The sequence below is a fragment of the Streptomyces graminofaciens genome (assembly GCF_030294945.1).
GTDB lineage: Bacteria > Actinomycetota > Actinomycetes > Streptomycetales > Streptomycetaceae > Streptomyces > Streptomyces graminofaciens.
In genome coordinates, this window is sequence record NZ_AP018448.1 from 6,022,860 (window position 1) to 6,038,794 (window position 15,935).

Annotated in this window: 18 protein-coding genes and 1 tRNA gene; 9 read left to right on the forward strand and 10 right to left on the reverse strand. The window is 64.7% G+C overall.

Annotation, left to right across the window (positions count from 1 at the left end):
- Window positions 1-75 precede the first annotated feature (75 nt).
- Window positions 76-759, forward strand: coding sequence for a GntR family transcriptional regulator (locus tag SGFS_RS25750; RefSeq protein ID WP_286253800.1), 684 nt, complete (start codon window positions 76-78; stop codon window positions 757-759).
- A gap of 905 nt (window positions 760-1,664) precedes the next feature.
- A tRNA-Arg gene (locus tag SGFS_RS25755) sits at window positions 1,665-1,740 on the forward strand.
- Between the two features lie 55 nt (window positions 1,741-1,795).
- Here the strand turns inward: SGFS_RS25755 and SGFS_RS25760 are convergent.
- From SGFS_RS25760 to SGFS_RS25805, 10 genes are all read right to left on the reverse strand, one after another.
- A complete protein-coding gene (locus SGFS_RS25760) occupies window positions 1,796-2,959 on the reverse strand; it encodes a tyrosine-type recombinase/integrase (RefSeq protein ID WP_286253802.1) in 1,164 nt (387 codons plus the stop codon).
- Window positions 2,959-3,141 carry a helix-turn-helix domain-containing protein gene (locus SGFS_RS25765; protein ID WP_141594888.1) on the reverse strand — a complete coding sequence of 61 codons (183 nt, stop codon included), beginning with the start codon at window positions 3,139-3,141 and terminating at the stop codon, window positions 2,959-2,961. Before SGFS_RS25765 ends, SGFS_RS25760 begins: the two co-directional genes overlap by 1 nt.
- Window positions 3,134-4,420 (reverse strand): replication initiator, encoded by a 1,287-nt coding sequence (locus SGFS_RS25770; RefSeq protein ID WP_286260059.1) that lies wholly within the window; start codon window positions 4,418-4,420, stop codon window positions 3,134-3,136. Before SGFS_RS25770 ends, SGFS_RS25765 begins: the two co-directional genes overlap by 8 nt.
- Before the next feature lie 155 nt (window positions 4,421-4,575).
- A complete protein-coding gene (locus SGFS_RS25775) occupies window positions 4,576-4,821 on the reverse strand; it encodes a SpdD protein (protein WP_286253807.1) in 246 nt (81 codons plus the stop codon).
- Window positions 4,822-4,846: 25 nt separating this feature from the next.
- The gene (locus SGFS_RS25780; protein WP_286253808.1) at window positions 4,847-5,041 is read right to left on the reverse strand and encodes a hypothetical protein; all 195 of its coding nucleotides are present in this window, start codon (window positions 5,039-5,041) and stop codon (window positions 4,847-4,849) included.
- A 24-nt stretch (window positions 5,042-5,065) separates the two neighbouring features.
- Window positions 5,066-5,257 carry a mobile element transfer protein gene (locus tag SGFS_RS25785; RefSeq protein WP_031059711.1) on the reverse strand — a complete coding sequence of 64 codons (192 nt, stop codon included), beginning with the start codon at window positions 5,255-5,257 and terminating at the stop codon, window positions 5,066-5,068.
- Window positions 5,258-5,268: 11 nt separating this feature from the next.
- Complete coding sequence (locus tag SGFS_RS25790) at window positions 5,269-5,928, reverse strand: DUF2637 domain-containing protein (protein WP_286253810.1); 660 nt, start codon at window positions 5,926-5,928, stop codon at window positions 5,269-5,271.
- A gap of 83 nt (window positions 5,929-6,011) precedes the next feature.
- On the reverse strand, window positions 6,012-7,388 hold the full coding sequence (locus tag SGFS_RS25795; RefSeq protein WP_286253811.1) for an FtsK/SpoIIIE domain-containing protein: 1,377 nt from the start codon (window positions 7,386-7,388) through the stop codon (window positions 6,012-6,014).
- Window positions 7,388-7,744 (reverse strand): SCO3933 family regulatory protein, encoded by a 357-nt coding sequence (locus tag SGFS_RS25800; RefSeq protein WP_055711324.1) that lies wholly within the window; start codon window positions 7,742-7,744, stop codon window positions 7,388-7,390. The genes SGFS_RS25795 and SGFS_RS25800 overlap by 1 nt, the downstream gene beginning before the upstream one ends.
- A 168-nt stretch (window positions 7,745-7,912) precedes the next feature.
- A complete protein-coding gene (locus tag SGFS_RS25805; RefSeq protein ID WP_286253816.1) occupies window positions 7,913-8,701 on the reverse strand; it encodes a GntR family transcriptional regulator in 789 nt (262 codons plus the stop codon).
- A 107-nt stretch (window positions 8,702-8,808) separates the two neighbouring features.
- On the opposite strand from SGFS_RS25805, the gene SGFS_RS25810 reads away from it, so the two are divergent.
- The 7 genes from SGFS_RS25810 to SGFS_RS25840 all read left to right on the forward strand — a co-directional run bounded on the left by SGFS_RS25810 (window position 8,809) and on the right by SGFS_RS25840 (window position 15,894).
- Complete coding sequence (locus SGFS_RS25810) at window positions 8,809-9,216, forward strand: NUDIX hydrolase (RefSeq protein ID WP_286260060.1); 408 nt, start codon at window positions 8,809-8,811, stop codon at window positions 9,214-9,216.
- A gap of 46 nt (window positions 9,217-9,262) precedes the next feature.
- On the forward strand, window positions 9,263-9,691 hold the full coding sequence (locus tag SGFS_RS25815) for an ATP-binding protein (protein WP_286260061.1): 429 nt from the start codon (window positions 9,263-9,265) through the stop codon (window positions 9,689-9,691).
- The gene (locus tag SGFS_RS25820; RefSeq protein ID WP_286253817.1) at window positions 9,685-10,077 is read left to right on the forward strand and encodes a hypothetical protein; all 393 of its coding nucleotides are present in this window, start codon (window positions 9,685-9,687) and stop codon (window positions 10,075-10,077) included. Before SGFS_RS25815 ends, SGFS_RS25820 begins: the two co-directional genes overlap by 7 nt.
- A 373-nt stretch (window positions 10,078-10,450) precedes the next feature.
- The gene (locus SGFS_RS25825; protein ID WP_286252351.1) at window positions 10,451-11,812 is read left to right on the forward strand and encodes an IS4 family transposase; all 1,362 of its coding nucleotides are present in this window, start codon (window positions 10,451-10,453) and stop codon (window positions 11,810-11,812) included.
- A gap of 349 nt (window positions 11,813-12,161) precedes the next feature.
- Window positions 12,162-13,346: an ATP-binding protein gene (locus tag SGFS_RS25830; RefSeq protein WP_286253818.1), complete on the forward strand. Its 1,185-nt coding sequence runs from the start codon at window positions 12,162-12,164 to the stop codon at window positions 13,344-13,346.
- Window positions 13,343-15,061 carry a prenyltransferase/squalene oxidase repeat-containing protein gene (locus SGFS_RS25835; RefSeq protein ID WP_286253819.1) on the forward strand — a complete coding sequence of 573 codons (1,719 nt, stop codon included), beginning with the start codon at window positions 13,343-13,345 and terminating at the stop codon, window positions 15,059-15,061. Before SGFS_RS25830 ends, SGFS_RS25835 begins: the two co-directional genes overlap by 4 nt.
- Entirely contained in the window at window positions 15,058-15,894 is an 837-nt protein-coding gene (locus SGFS_RS25840) for a hypothetical protein (RefSeq protein WP_286253821.1), read from the forward strand. Before SGFS_RS25835 ends, SGFS_RS25840 begins: the two co-directional genes overlap by 4 nt.
- Window positions 15,895-15,935: the final 41 nt, after the last annotated feature.

Below are 15,935 nucleotides of genomic sequence, written 5' to 3' on the forward strand. Positions count from 1 at the left end.
GGCTGTTAGACTGAGCCGGTCCGATGCGGGCTGTCAAGGGGTGGGGAACCCCCGGAAAGGGACGGTCAGGGGGCTATGGCAGGACAGAACCTGTTCTTCAGCAAGAGCGACCTCGCCTACGCAGAACTCCGCGATCGGATCCTCTCCGGCACTCTTCCTGCCGGGTCACGGCTCGCCCAGTACGACCTCGCCGAGTCCCTCAACATGAGCATCACGCCCCTGCGCGAGGCCATCCGCCGTCTCAGCAGCGAGGGACTCGTCACCGTCGAAACCCACCGCGACGTCCGGGTCTCCGTCATGAACTCGAACGAGGCCCGCCAGCTCTTCGAGGTCCGCCTGTCCCTGGACCCGACCGCCGCCGAGCTTGCCGCCCAGCGACGGACCGACGACGACATCGCCACCATGCAGGCCGCCGTCGACAAGCTCCTCCCCGTCACCCGCCAATGGGGGGAAAAGGCACTCATGGCCCACCGCGCCTTCCACCAGGCGCTGTACCGGGCCTCGCACAACGACGTCCTCATCCGTCTCCTGGACGACCTGTGGGACAAGTCCGACCGCTACCGGCGCCTCGGCCTCGAACTCCCGCCCGGTGACGAACCCCGCACCCGGGACCTTGAGGAACACCATCAGCTTGTCTCCCTGATCGTAAACGGCCGCGCCGCCGAAGCCGCCCAGCTGATGCGAGGCCACATCACCCACAGCCTCACAGCCACCGCGATCAGCGCCCTCGAAGACCGCGAGGGCATCCGCGTGACGTGACGCGCGGCGACCGGCGCCGTCGTGGTGCATGAGGGGAGAGGACTGATGGGAGTGCGTGAGCTGGAGTATTTCCTGGCAGTCGTCGACTCCAGCAGCTTCAAGTCTCGCAGTAACACCTGGGCCCTCATATGGTGTTTAGCGGTCTGCCTGCAGCCACTCTGACGGACAGCACGTGTGGTCACAAACGAGTGGGGATCCGCTTCCACGCGTCATTGCGATGCCGACGCCGGAACAACGATCGCAGCCCCGGTCCCACAGTCCGTACCGATGGGTCACGCCGCGCCATAGTGCACCGTCCGGATCCACCAAGGTATTCCGGCGATCAACTGTCGCCCGGGACCAGGTCTCCGGCATTCCCGCTTCTCGCCCCCGGCAACAACGGCTCCAGCCGAGCCCACCGCCCCGTTGGGCACATCACGCCCCACGATCGCTGATCATCGTCCGCCCAAGATCTACCTTCGCAACACGTCCCAGCTACCGCACCAACGGCAAGTGAGCTCCGGCCCGCGCGCATCGCAAGAAGCCCCGGCCTCCCGGAACAAGGGACGACGTGCCGTGCCAGACGCCGGCAAGACAGCGCCCGGTGGCACCACAAGCTGACGCATGGAGCAGAACGGTCCAATCGCCCTTGACCTCCGCCCCCAGAACGCCCATCAATCATTCGCTACAGGCCACAGAAGCCGCAGCTCAGAGGCACTCCGGCTCGCCGACCCGCTCTCCTGCCTCCATACAGAGGACAGTCGCTGGCGCGCATCCGCTAGGCTGTCCCTGGTCGGCCGTTGGTACGTCGCACTGTCTGCTCAGGTGACTGTGCGGAGAGCGTCGCACTACGTCTGACCAGCGGGCTTGTGCTCCTCGTCGAAAATCCGACGCCTGGATTTTCAGCAAGGTTTCCACAAGCCCCCGCCTTCGTAGCTCAGGGGATAGAGCACCGCTCTCCTAAAGCGGGTGTCGCAGGTTCGAATCCTGCCGGGGGCACCAGCGCAAAGGCCCCGGACCGATCTTGGTCCGGGGCCTTTGACATCCACTTCTGACATCAACGGGGGCGGTCACTCACAACCGGCCGCCGCTTGAGCAGGCGATCCATGTGGCTGATCGCCTCGCGCTGGGTGTCCTGCACGACGTGTGTGTACACGTCCATGGTGATGCTGATCTGACTGTGCCCGAGGATCTCCATGACGACGCGGGGCGCGACTCCGGCAGCCGTGAGGAGGGTGGCCGTGCCATGCCGAGCGTCATGCAACCGGATCACGCGAAGGCCGGCGGACTCGGCGACGCGGGTGAAGGAGCGGTAGACGTTCCGAGGCTCGACCTGGCGACCGGTACGGGTGGTGAAGACGTACCCCGACTCCTGCCACTGCTCCCCCGCCTTGGCGCGTGCAGCGGACTGCCGCATGCGGTGCCAGCGCAGCGGGGCGATACAGAGCGCGGGAAGCGGGACGACACGTCGACGGCGGCTCTTGGGGTCGTCGTCGTACAGGACGCCACGGCGCCGCTGGGTCTGCTGGCGGACGTAGAGCATGCGGTTTTCAAGGTCGAGGTCGGACCAGCGGAGACCGATGATCTCTCCCCTCCGCAGGCCCATGGCGATGGCAAGCACGAAGGCCGCGTAGAGGGGGTCTTTGCGGGATGCGGCGAGGAAGGTGAGCGTCTCGTCCAGGCTCCAGGGATTCATCTCCCGGTTGTCCGTACGGGGCGGCTCGACGAGCTTGGCGACGTTGCGCGTGATCAGCTCCTCGCGGCAGGCGGAGGACAGGGCGGAACGCAGAACGCGGTGCGACTCCTTGGCTGTTGCAGCAGTGGTCTCCTTCTCCAGACGGACGAGAAAGCCGCGCACGTCGGCGACGGCGAGGGATTCGAGCCGCTTGGAGCCGAGCAGCGGCACCAGGTAGAGCCGGACGTGCGACTCGTACTTGTCGTACGTGCTGAGCTTCCGCCGAGGCTTGATCACGTTGTCCAGCCAGTACGGCAGCCACTCGGAGAGCTTGGCCGAGCGGGTCGGCACGGGCACGCCCTGGTCGGCCTTGGCGAGCAGCTCCCTACGCTTGGTGTCACACTCCTGCCAGGTCTTGCCGTAGGCGAACTTGCGGGCGCGGGTGCCGTCCGGCTGGAGCACGTAGACGGCGCACTGATAGCGGCCGTCCTTGCGCTTGGTGATCGTGCCTGCCCCGTTGGGGTTGCGCTTGCGCTGGCCGGCCATCAGGCAGCCGCCTCCATTTCGCTGGTGATGTACTCACGGACAGCCCGTGCGGGGATGCGACGGCACCGGCCGATGGTGATCGAGGGCAGACGACGGGAGCGGATGAGGTCATAGACCGTGGAGCGACCGAGCTTGAGCCGCGCCATCACGTCAGGCACCGTCAGCAGTTCGTCGTCATGCATGGGTGGGCTCTCCTTCCGTTCCGGGGGCGGGTTCGAGGGATGTGGCGAGCCAGGCTTCGGTGTCGGTGAGGCCGGTTCCGGCGAAGACCCAGTGGGCGAGGACGTACGTCGTGGTGTTCTCGCGCTCGGGCAGGGCGGCAGCGGCTTGGGTGCGGCGCCATTGGGCGCGGGCGTCGCGGAGGGCGCCGAGGGTGGTGGAGTAGCGGCGGGATTTGGTGGAGAAGTGGCCGCGGAAGCCGAGCATGTGGGCCCAGGCGCGCAGACGGAGGTGTTCGAGGTCTTTGCGGGCGCCGAGGGTCCAGGCGGTTCGGATGAGGCGGCGGGCGTGGTCGCTGATGTCGAGCTGTGCGAGTTCGGCGGCGAACTTCAGTGGCCGGTCGAGAGCTCCCGTGGCGGTTTCGGCGCCCTTGGTTGCGTACTTGGCGATGTATGCGGCGACTGCCCGCTCGGTCAGTTCCTGGCCGTTGTTGAAGTCGGCGGAGCGGATGGTGCGGACGTCGAGTTGGCGGCCGAAGGTGAAGGTGTGGGCGCGGTCGTCGATGACCGGGCCGTCCACGCGGACCTTGGCCGCTGCTGCCTCGATGGCGTCGGTCAGCAGCTCTGCTGTGGCCCACGCCGGGGGCGGGGAGTCTGCGCCGGTGGGGCCGTCGAGGCGGATGACGGCGTGGAAGTGAACGGCACCGCGCTTCTGGTACTCGGCGACCTTGGCGAAGGAGACGCGGGCGTGATCGCGGAACCGGCGTTGTGACAGTCCCGCGCGCTTGGCGACTTCCCGGCGCAGGTAGGTGGAGAAGCGCCGCCAGAGCGGACCGGCGTGCGCGTTCCAGAGGACGGCCGCTTCGTAGTCGTAGGTGTCGGGGTCGAGTGGGACGCCGAGTGTCTCGTCGTCCTGGTCGTGGCGGGTGCCGCAGCGGCAGGGGCGCCCGCTGGAAGGACGGTTGTGGACCGGGCCGAAGCTCGGTGCGGTGAAGGTGGCAAAGACGCGGGGGTGGGTGCCGACGTGTTCGGGGACGCCCTTGCCACCGCGCAGGCCCGAGGTGATCAGGTGGAAGGTGTCCCGGCGGTAGACCTCGGCGCAGGCCGCACACCGAGTCGTACGGCGGTTGTTGCATCGGACGAGGAGGTTCCCGGCCGGGAGGTCGGTGGAGTCGAGGTGCTGGAGAACGCGGCCAATCTCGCCGGTCGTGGTGTCGATGTCGTACTCGGTGCGGTGGCCGTCCAGGCGGATCGGGTGGGTGCAGCCGCCGAGGCCGGAGAGCTGGCGGAGGATACCGGGCAGGGTGCCGTGCTCGGCGAGCTTCGTGAGGTCCGGGAGCGGGGGCGGGGTGGTGCGGGTGAAGATGGCGGTCTCCTTCTGACTGGCTCGGTCAGGAGTTATGGCCCTGGGGCGGCAGATGCTTGGTCGTGTGTGCCGCCCCAGGTGCTTGGCGCGGTTCAGCGCCGGTTCTGCTCGCGCAGCAGGGAGCGCAGGACCACAGCCGCGATGGCCACGGAGATGGCCGAGACGGCGACGGCGGCCAGGAGCGCGGTAAGGACGACACCGCCCATGACCACGGCCGCCACCACGGCGGGGCTGATGTGGAGCGTTGGGAGCGTGCGCCGGACGGGCGCCGGGTCAGTCGGGGTGTGGGTGTGTGCGGGCGCCGGGGTGGGGTTGTCGGGGTACTTGGGCAGGAACATGGTCACGCCCTCCTCATCTACTCGTCTAGGCGTGTGAGCGGTTTATGACGTCAACGCCGGTACGCGTGCCGGATTCGATTGCGGGGGCGAGGAAGGTCTGCGAGAGCCAGAAGCCGAAGAGGGCGATCAGGACGACGACCCAGGTGCGGACGCCGAGGAACTTGACCGCGCCCCAGGCGAAGAGGCCGAGGACGACGACGAGCGGCAGGCTGACGGTCACGGTGTGCGGGGTCCTTTCGGCGGATCAGCGGACGGGGCAGCGGTGGGTGCGTGCGGCCAGCTCGGCGGCGGCGCGGCTGTCGTAGTCGGCGGAGAAGCCGCAGCGCGGCGCGGTGCAGGCGGCGGTGTGCTTCTCACGGCCCCGGCCGTCGTAGGACGTGGCGACCTGGACGGGGCCGATGCGGGTGACGTTGCGGAAGCGGCGGTTGGCGGACATCGGGCTTCCTTTCAGAGGTGGGCGGCGATGGCTTCGGCCATGGGCGCGGGGACGCCGAGGCGGGCGCGAAGGGTGGGGGTGTCGATGGGTGTTCCGGTGCGTGTGTGGTGTTCAGCGGCGACCTTGCGGGCGTGTTCAACGAGGGCAGCCGGGACGGCGACGGCAGGTCGCTCAGGCGGCGGCTCGATGGCCGGTGGACTCGGCGACGGTTCCGGCGGCTCCACCGGGTCGAGGTTCGGGACGTGTTCGGGGGCGTCCTCCTGGTCCGCAGGGTCGGCTGTGTGCTCGGTGTCCTCGGCGGCCGTTGTCGGTGTGGTGTGGGCGAGGAGGGTTCCGCCGAGGAAGGCGACGGCGGGCCAGCCCGCGACGAGGATGCGCAGCCAGGCCGGGACGTCGTTCATGTCGAGGAGGCCGGCGGTGGCGACGTTCGCGCCGAGGGAGGCGGCGAGGGCGATGACGAACCAGCACCACCCGGCCGCTTTCGCCTCACCCGAGCGCAGTCGGCGCCAGGCGGCGACGAGCAACAGGTCGACCGAGACCGGGTAGGCCCACGCTTTCCAGCCGTCCTGTCCGGCCGCCAGGGCGATGTCGTGCAGGTGGGCGAAGGACAGCGCGGCGGCGATGAGCGCCTGGACGAGCACCGCGTCGACACGGGCCAGTTGGGCGCGCATGGAGGGGCTCCTTTCGGGTGCAGGCATGGCAGGGGTAGGGAGTTGGCGCGAGACGGTCACGCCGACCGGAGTGGGAGTGAGGCTCAGTCGGTCAGCGGGTGCGGCTGTACCGCCGGGGCCGGGGACTCGACGGACAGTACGGGCACGTAGGGCTGGAACGGCTTGAGCGCGGGCAGGTCGGGCACCAGGTGGGCCGATTCCCGGCAGATCCCGGCAGCGTCGCCGAGGGACAGGTACGGCGTGCGGATGCGGGACCAGCCGCCGGAGGTGTCACCGGCCACGGCCAGGCCGGGCAGCTCGGGAGCGATGGCGCATGCGGCGAGGACGGCTTCGGGGGCGATGTCGCCGAGGGCCATCTTCGCGGAGGCTTCGTCGTTGACGCGATGGCAGACCCGGCCGGTCAGTTGAGCGCGGAGCATGGTGGCGCCCTTGCCCAGCTCGGCGCCGAAGCGCTGCCCGCAGACCTCCAGGTAGATCCCGGCGGCGCGGCCGAGCTGGGCGAGGCGGATGAGCTGGGTGACCATCTCGTCCCGGCGTTCCTCGTCCTTCTTCGTGGCGACGAGGAAGAGTTCGGCCACCTCGTCGACGAACAGCACGATCGGTACCGGGCGTTCACTCTCGGGCAGGCCCCAGATGTCGGAGGTGATCTCCTCGTCGGGGGTGTCCGGGGCGATGCCTTGCCGGGCCTTGATCAGGTCGTAGCGGTTCTCCATTTCCTTGACGAGCACGGGCAGCAGTTCGGCCGCCTGCTCGGGGTCGGTGGCGAGGGCGGAGAGCCGGGAGGCGAACGGCGCCAGCTCCACGCCCCGCTTGCAGTCGATACCGACCAGCGCGACGGGTTGCCGGGCGAGCCCGGTGATCAGGTGCCGCAGGTACATGGACTTCCCCGACAGCGTGGCGCCGAGGGTCAGCTGATGGGGAATGGTGCGGTAGTCGCGGACGAACGGGGTCGCGTCCTCCCGCAGTGCCACGGGCACCTTGAGGAACTCGACGGCGGCCTTGCGGGGCATCCGCACGTTCCGCAGCACGTCGAAGCCGACAAGCCGCAGTTCGACCACGCCCGGCTTGACCGTCGTCACGTACACGGCGTGCACCCCCCACGCGTGCCGCAGCCGCTCGGCGGAGGCGGCGACGTCCGCCGGTTCCTGGCCCGGAGCGAGCCGGAGGCGAAGCCGCAGCCCGGTCGCGGTGGGCCGGATGATGCCCCGGCGCGGCGGTACCGGCCGGACTTCGCGGCGGGTGGTGGCCTTGACGGCGAGGACCCGCAGCCGGGACGGCGCCACGGTCAGCCCGCATGCCTCCATGACCGAGCCGTACGTCCCGAGGAGTCGGGCGGTGGATATCGGCAGGCCGACCGTGGGCCAGTACACGCGGGGGTGTTTGGCTCGGGCGTAGGCGGCCCCGCCGCCGAGTGCGGCGACAGGACCACCCACCTCCAGAAGTGTCACCAGGTCGGACATCAGGCGGTGGCCCCCATGGCGGCCGGGAAGGCGGCCGGAGTCACGGCGGCGGCGCGGAAGGCGATGCCGTGCCGCTGCTGTCCGTTGAACACCGACTCCCACGGCCGGGCGACCAGCCCCGGCAGCGCGACCGGGGCCCCCAGGGCCAGCCCTTCGGCCACACCGCCTTCCGGCACGGTGACCTTGATCAGCGACGACTCGCCGTCCTCGATGTAGACGACGCCGATCGTCATCAGCGCTTCCCCGCTGACGGCGTCCTTGGCGATCTCGCCCGTCTGCCGGTCCCGGACCTTGGGCTCGGGAGCCTCCGTCAGCAGGATCGTTGCGGCCGAGGTCTCAACACGGATGGTACGCAAGGGAACTTCCCCTATCTACTCGTCTATACATGTGACGTCCGGTGAACCCGGTCTCCGGGCTCATGCGAACGACTCTGCCACACCACTTGCCCACTCGTCTATACGAGTATGCCTGTTGGGGTGTACGAGTCGGAGAAGCATCCCCGCGCACCACCGCAAACCACCTGATTACGTCGCCGGAAGCTGATACGACAGCACGTACGCATCCGCCGCCATAACCGTGTCGCAGACCTCAACGGCCCGCCCCTCGGTGTCGAAGGCAGTGCGGATCAGGTGAATGACCGGCACACCGGAGGCCAGCCGCAGCGTCTTCACCTCTGCGGGCGAGGGCATCCGGGCCCGGATCTCCTCCTCGAAGTGATCGAGGCGATGGCCCAGCTCCTCCAGCCGGGCGTAGATGCCACCGGGGCCGGGGTTGGGTTCGGCGATCGGCGTACCGCGCGCGATGTCCAGGGGCAGATAGGACGCGGCGAACTCGACCGGACGACCGTCGAGCAGATACCGGCGCCGACGCGCCAGCACCCGCCGCACGGACCCGAGCCGGGCCGAGACGTCCTGACTGGCCTTTTCTTCCTTCACCTCAAGGCTGTCGACCTGAGGGTGACTGCCGGCGGCGTTCGCTTCGACGATGAAGGCGGACTTGCCCTGCTCACGGTGCCGCCGGGCGAACCGGTCGGAGGCGAGCCGCCGCACGGGCGGCCGTGGTCGCACGAAGACGCCCTTGCCGTGCTCGGCGTGCACGAGTCCTTCGCCCTGGAGGACGGAGAAGGAGTTTCGGACCGTCATCCGGGATACCCCGTAGTGATCGACAAGTTCCGCTTCCGAGGGCAGCTTCTCGCCCTCCTTGAACCGCCCACGGTCGATGGCCTCGCGCAGCTGGTCGGCGATCTGCCGGAAAACCGCACGATCGCTCGTGGGGTCGAGATCGCCGAGGAGGCCGGAAGGAAGAGAGGGCACGTGTACTCCTTTAGATATCTAGACGAGTGGGCGTTTGTTGTTGCTACGGTGGAGAGCCTAGCCAGCCGAGAGGGCCGAGGAACGTGAGCACCGACCGTCCGCACTCCGTGAGCGTCGCCGGAGTCATCGTCGACGAACAGGGCCGTGCCCTCTTGATCAAGCGCCGCGACAACGGCCACTGGGAACCGCCGGGCGGAGTCCTCGAACGCGAGGAAACCATCCCGGAAGCCCTCCAGCGCGAAGTTCTCGAAGAGACCGGCGTCAAGATCGCGCTTCCCGCGACCCTGACCGGCGTCTACAAGAACATGACGGGACTGATCGTCTCGCTGGTCTTCCGCTGCGAGGCGGCCGACGGCACGCCGACCACCGGAGACGAGACCCGCGCCCTGCGCTGGGCCACCCGTGAAGAAGTCACCGAGCTTGCCGACGAGGCGTACGCGATCCGCGTCCTGGACGCATTGGACGCGGCATCCCCGCCGGCCATCCGCGCCCACGACGGCGTGAAACTCGTCTAGCCCGAACCCGCTGCACATGGCGGCCTACCAGCATGAAGGAACTTGTATGCACGAGTATACGAGCACCGCCCGGGTCTGGGGACTCACTTGCCCAGGATTTCCGGAAGAGGTGAGCCGGGCCCGCCGCTGGACACGCGACATCCTGCGCGGATCACCCCTGGCCGACGATGCCGAACTGATCGTGAGCGAACTGAGCGCGAACGCAATCCTCCATACGGCCAGCGGCCTGGAGACGGGCAGCTTCCACCTGGCCCTAGCGGTGACCCGCAACGTGATCGCCCTGTCAGTGACGGACGGAGGAGGCACCGGTACGGCCCCGAAAGTCGAGCACCAGGACGACGAGGCCGAACACGGCCGCGGTTTGGGCATGGTCACCGCACTCGCCCACCGAATCGCCATCCACGGCAGCAAGGCTGGCTACACGGTCACTGCGGAACTCTTCACCGGCACCCGACCGGGAGACCGCCTGTGCTGAAGGACGACGCCCGCCGCGGCTACTGGTGTGAATGCTGGACCGAAGACCTCAACGGTCAGGGCCGGTTGGAGCTGAGGGGGTCGTTCGACGCCTACTCGGCGCCCCAGGCCGACAGATGGGTAGCCGTGGCGCTCCGCACCATCTCCCCGGCATTCGACCCGGACGCGTCAGCGCAGGCGTGGGAGTGGCTGTACGACGGCCGCATAGAGACCCGTCGAGCCCTGTTGCGCTGCGAGCCCTGCACGGTGTCCGTCACCCACACCACGACCCGCATCACCTGGACCATCCGACCAGTGGTCTTCCTGCCGCTCGCGCACCGCGAAGCCAGGCAACTGCCGTCATGCGCATACGACTTCAAGCCGCGACCGGACCAGCAGACCAACTGAGTTACAACCTTCTTTACTGGTTCAAGGCGGCTCGCTCCGCTCACCGCGCGCGGCCCGGCCCCCGGCCGGGCCTGCGCTCCTGTCTACGCCCCGCTCCAGCCCGGCCGGCGCCCGTGCCGCGCTCAAAGCATGCGGCCACCTGATGCCAGAGAAGGGGTACGTCGTGGCTCGGGCGGTCGGCTCCACGGCTTTACGGCAAGACCGGGAAGTTAGGGCTGTTGTGGCTGGTCGGGTGGGTTGACATGGGAACGGAGCCCGGCGCGGACTGTGAGTGTCGAGGTCACGGTCCGAGGGGGCTCCGTTGTCTGTTCAGTGTGCCACCGCAGGGGTGGTTCGGGACCGGTCGTGGGTGTGGTTGCCCGGTCATTTAGGGGTGTTGACGCGGTGGGTGCCGCCGTCGCTGGTGGACGAGGTGGTTCGAGCGGCGGGCCGGGGTGAGCGGCGGGTGCGGCTGCTGCCGGCGCGGGTGGTGGTCTACTTCGTGCTGGCCATGGTGCTGTTCCCGGAGTGTGGATACCGCCGGGTGTGGGCGTCGTTGACGGCCAGGTGGCCCGGTTCGGCACTTGCCGATCCATCGGCAGCGGCTCTGCGGCAGGCTCGTCGGCGGTTGGGGGTCGAGCCGCTGGCGTTGCTGTTCGACCGGCTTCGCGGCACGGTGGGCACCCCGGCAACGCCGGGGGTGTTCTGGCGGAGTCTGCGGCTGGTGGCCTGGGACGGCACCTGCGTGGAGGTGGCGGACAGCGAAGCGAACGTGGCCCGGTTCAGGCGGCATGCGGCCCGCACCACACGTCCGGCCGGCTATCCCCAGGTGCGGCTGACCGCGCTGGTGGAGTGCGGGACCCGTGCCCTAATCGATGCGGTGTTCGGGCCGCAGCAGTACACCGAGTGGCCGCAGGCCCGTGCTCTGCTGCCCTCTCTGCAGCCTGGCATGCTGCTGCTTGCCGACCGCGGCTACGACGGCTTCGAGGCCCTGCGGGACGCTGCTGCCACCGGCGCCGATGTGCTGTGGCGGGTGCAGGCAGGGCGTCTGCTGCCCGTCATCCGCCCGTTGCCGGACGGCACCCATCTCACCCTGGTCACCGACCGGCGCTCCGGTGACCGGCTCACCCGGTGGATGCGCCACGGCCGCCGCGGTCCGATGCCCGCACACCTGACCGCCCTCACGCTGCGTGTGATCAGCTACCGGGTCACCCGGACCGCCGCGGACGGCACCTTTCGCACCAGCACGGTCCGCCTGGTCACCACGCTGCTCGACCCGCACGAGCACCCGGCCGCCGAGCTGGCCGTCCTCTACCAGCAGCGCTGGGAGATCGAGACCGCCTACTACGGGCTCAAGGTCACCCTGCGCGGAGCCGACCGCGTCCTGCGCTCACGCACCGTCGCGGGAGTTGAACAGGAACTCCTCGCGCTGCTGACCGTCTACCAGGCCGCCCGCATCGCCATGACCCAGGCGGCCACCACCGCCGGGGTCGACCCCGACCGGCTGTCCTTGACCACGGCCCTGCACACCATCCGGCTCACGCTGATCACCGCCAACACCACAGGACCGACCCTCCTTGCGGAAGTCCTGCTGAAAGCACGCAACCTCGCGCCCACACGGCGCCGTTCACGCACCAGCCCGCGGTGCGTCAAACGCACCCTGTCGCCCTACGCCTACAACAAGACCAAAGGCAGCGTCGGACACAAGACGACCGTGACCACCACCATCACCCTGACCAGCGCCGACAGACCTTAACTTCCCGGTCTTGGGCTTTACGGAGCCACTTTGGCGCGAGCCTCGAAGATCATGGCCCCAACGTCGTGCTTTACCGGGCAGGTCCACAGACTGCCCGACGCGCCGGAAGCTTACGGGGCCATGATCACTCGCGCCAAAGCAGCACCACCCCAAAGCCGCTCCACCGACCTCTACTGAGACCTGATACGACTGTCTGCCGTTGAATTAGTTGAACGTGGCCCATCATCCTCCTCTCGGTTGCCGTTCCACCGGTCAGGTTGCGCACCAGAAGAGATCAGACAAACACTGGAAACAGGCATGATCCTGCCGCGTGCTTGAACCAATGACTCAAGGCAGAGGGTCGAGCGCCATGATTCACAACCCACCTCACAATCCGTTCGTCGAACAGGTGGCAGGTGACTATTTCGTTGGGCGCGAATGGCAAGTCCAGGAATTCAAAAGTTCCCTGGCGGGGCTGGAGGCAGGGCAGCCGCGCCATCTATACATTGCTGGACTACACGGAACCGGAAAAACTTCCTACCTGCAGAAGCTTATAGATACGTCAAGCACGGGGAGCGTTCTCGGCGTGCTGGCCACCTTGGACCAAGCTACGGCATATGATCAGGCCTCCACTTTGGTCAAATCTGTCGCGGCTGAAATAGATCACAAAGCTAGCACAAGACTCATTGAGGACTGGGAGAGTCCGGAGGGCTCGACACATTTTTATTTGCCTCGCAGGGATCGCCTACTCAGCGATGATCTCCGACACGACCTAAAGACACTTAAAGAGATCGCTGCTTCATCCGGACTGTCAAAGACTGTCATTTGCATTGACGAGGGCCACCGAATCGAGGGCTCCGCGCTCTCCGCTTTGAAGAATGCGATGCAGCATTTGAATGATTACCTTGTCATTCTATCGCTTCTCCTAATTCACGAAAAGGGGGGAGCGGTTGAGGATGGCCGTGCGATGCTAGACAGAAAAGCCGGTGAAGCTCAGGGCGATTACGGGGCCTCAAGATTTTTTGCAAAGGGGATCCCTTTGGGGCCATTTGAGACGCAGACTGAAGCAGAGCGGTGTATCCGACGCCGTCTCCAAGGAAACCCAATTGGCTTCACGGACACCGTGATCGCACTCATAGCTAGTGTATCTGGGCGAGTGCCACACGAAATTATCGCTATTGGATCCGATGTCTATGACCGCACTTCCCGTGAGGGGCACCAAAGAGCAACCAAAGAGATATTCCTTGCATCCTTCAAGAATCGGTTCAGCCATGATTACGGCAAGGCCCTAGAAATTCGGTCGCAACTTTCGGAGACTGCTCGTCGTGCAATCCTTACGCTCTTGGAAATGGGCAGGTCGACTGAAGTAGATGCTCTAGCTGCACGGATGTATCCCGACATACCAAAAGACGCACAAAGAACCGTCGCCGCCGGCATAAAGGGAGAGCTTGACCGAATGTGCAATTCGGCATTTTGTTCTGAGATTGACGGTCGTTACGAGATAGATCATCCCGTGCGTCGGTACGCACTTGAGATCGCACTGGAGCTGGAATGATTACAGAAGATTCCGGACTCTGGGAAGAGGTTCTTTCAGGGCGCGAGGAGAGTTTCATACCCAGAATTTTGCGAAACTCTGTCCGTTACCTGACTAACGCCAGAGATTCCCACAGAGGGTGGCCTCCTTATCCAGGGCTGCCTAGCGACTTGCACTGCTCATGTGTCGCGATAGAAGCACTGAGAGCCATTAGCGATGATGATGACACCTACGAAGTCCCCATCGCAGAAGCCGCTTCCTTTATTAGGGACGAATACGGCGGGAAAGCAAGTGGGGGTTCAATTGAGGAACTCCTTGACTTGATGACTGTTTCAATATCGGAAGAAGATAAGAACTCTGAGTATGCATCGGCCCTTCATCAACAGTTCCAAGCGGCATTTCATGCGGCAAACTCGGGAAATCGCACTCTGTCAACTCAAATACTAAGTAGAGCACTGTACATTTCGACGCAATGGTCCAACGAGGATCAATTGTCCCTTTCGTTGCTTTCTTTGGTCTTGAAACGTCAGCGAGCACAGACGGGTGCGTGGTCTCAGATAGAGGGATCTGATGAGGACTCGATTTCTGCAACTGCGTGGGCCGTTCGAGCTATTTCAAAAATAAGCACCAAAGAATCCAATGGGGCAACCTCGAATGGTCTTCAATATATTAAATCTCAGCTCGTGGACCGAGGCTGGGAGGGAGCGTGTGCCGGAGGCGGACTATTGACAACAGCCGTGGTTCTCCGCGCGGTTTCTGCGGTCGATCTACGTGATGACTTGGACCTCGTCGACTCTGGCGTCGAGTACTTGCGGAGTCAGATAAACCCTGATGGGGGCTGGGGCGGCGGCACCGGCGAAGTCAGCAGCGTTGAGCACACCGCTGCTGCGGTCGTAGCCCTAGCCGAAAGCGGAGAGAATAAATTTGTACCCGTTAGGATAACCCGAGAAACGGTCAACGCTCTGCAGTCTCAAGTAGCGGAAATAGCGTCCGAGCGAGATTCCCTCACTGAGGACTTCGAAGGCAGAATCTTGGAACACTGTGGAAGGGTAAAGAGGGAGCGAGACGATTTTAGAAAGAGAGTACGACAGGCCGAGGCGAGGGCTTCCGAGCTAGAGGAAGCGGTTGCACAATTGCAGCGTGGAATCGCAGAACGAGACCATGAGCGCCTGAGTCTCATGAGCACTATACGACCTGCTCAACTCATGAATAGGCGAGGCATCTCTCGATCGGAGCGCCTACTCTGCATACCTATTTTCATCCTCCTCGGTGTAACTGTTGCCGCACCATACGTGTTGAAGAGTACAGAGATTGCAGCAATAGTATCCTCCGTCTCAATACTTGCTCTAGTGCTACTTTTTCTCTACTGGTTTAGGCGCGTTACTTATCGGAGAAATAGTTTCTTGGTCGATCGACTCATGGCGGAGCAGCTACTGTTCGAACCGTCTCTTAAACCTCACCGTCGAGTACAGCTTGATATTCTGCTGGATAGCTTCCGCTACGCAACCGAGGATTTTCCTCCAAGTATTCGGGAGGAACTCGTCTATCGGCTTCTCCGCGACGGAGTCGACATTCCGCAGGACATCGGCAGCCGATACATACGCGAACTAATGCTCGATCTGCACATACCTCCACGTCGCTCGCAAGGCCTAGAGGCGTGGCTGGAACGTGTCATGTCACTTGATCCAGACAATAGGAGAATACTTTTCAGCCAGCTAAGGAGGGCGATCCTTTGATCAGGGCCGTGCTACGACTTCTTGTTCTTGCCGCCAAAGCAGCAGTTGTAACCGCGGCTAGCCTGACCTTGGTGATGGGAAGCGCTCAAGAGGCCCCTTCTGAAGAATTCCGCTCCCTAGATATCCGCACATTCGCTTCCAGATCTCCCGGTGCCACTCATGATTTCGTCATAGTGTCGCTCTCAAACAAGACTGACAAGGAATTTCCTGCAGTCGTAGTAGAAGTTTGGTCGGAAAAACAGCTAAACAAGTGTCAAGTGAACAAGATGGATCCGATGCAAGATCTAGTGCTGCGGCTTTCCGTTCCATCTGGACAGGGCGACATGTACGTTATTGCTCGTCGTGGCGCCCGAGACTCAAAAGCTATACCCGTACAAACGTCAGAAAAACAAGAGCCCGCTAAGGTCTCTCCTCCTAGCTTGCTTACGACGATGGGGCCAGCCACCCTTGCCTTAATTGGTGTATTCATAGGTGCCGTATTGGGGCACGCCTTCGCGTCGCGTAGAGAATCCGCGAGAGGATACTTCGAATGGTCTAAAATGCTCTACGAGCGTCACCATGAAGCTTATATCAGATTTCTAGGAAACTGGGAAGGTAGTCCTAATTCAAAGATCCTGAGGGATAATTTCGAACGTCTTAAGTCACAAGGTGCCATCCCTGTCAATATCTTGGCGCTCTACAGGGAAGTGCAATCTAAACTCGACGATTCCTCGGTTTCACAGGAGGAAAAGCAGAAGGCGGCAGACCGGCTTTACGCGCAAGTAAGTAACATACTGTCGGATCCAATAGCTACCCGCAGGAAGCGATGGCGGAAGATGATGTCGAGTCGGTGAGAGGGACGACGGGCAGGATGACCACGCTGCTGACAAGGTCA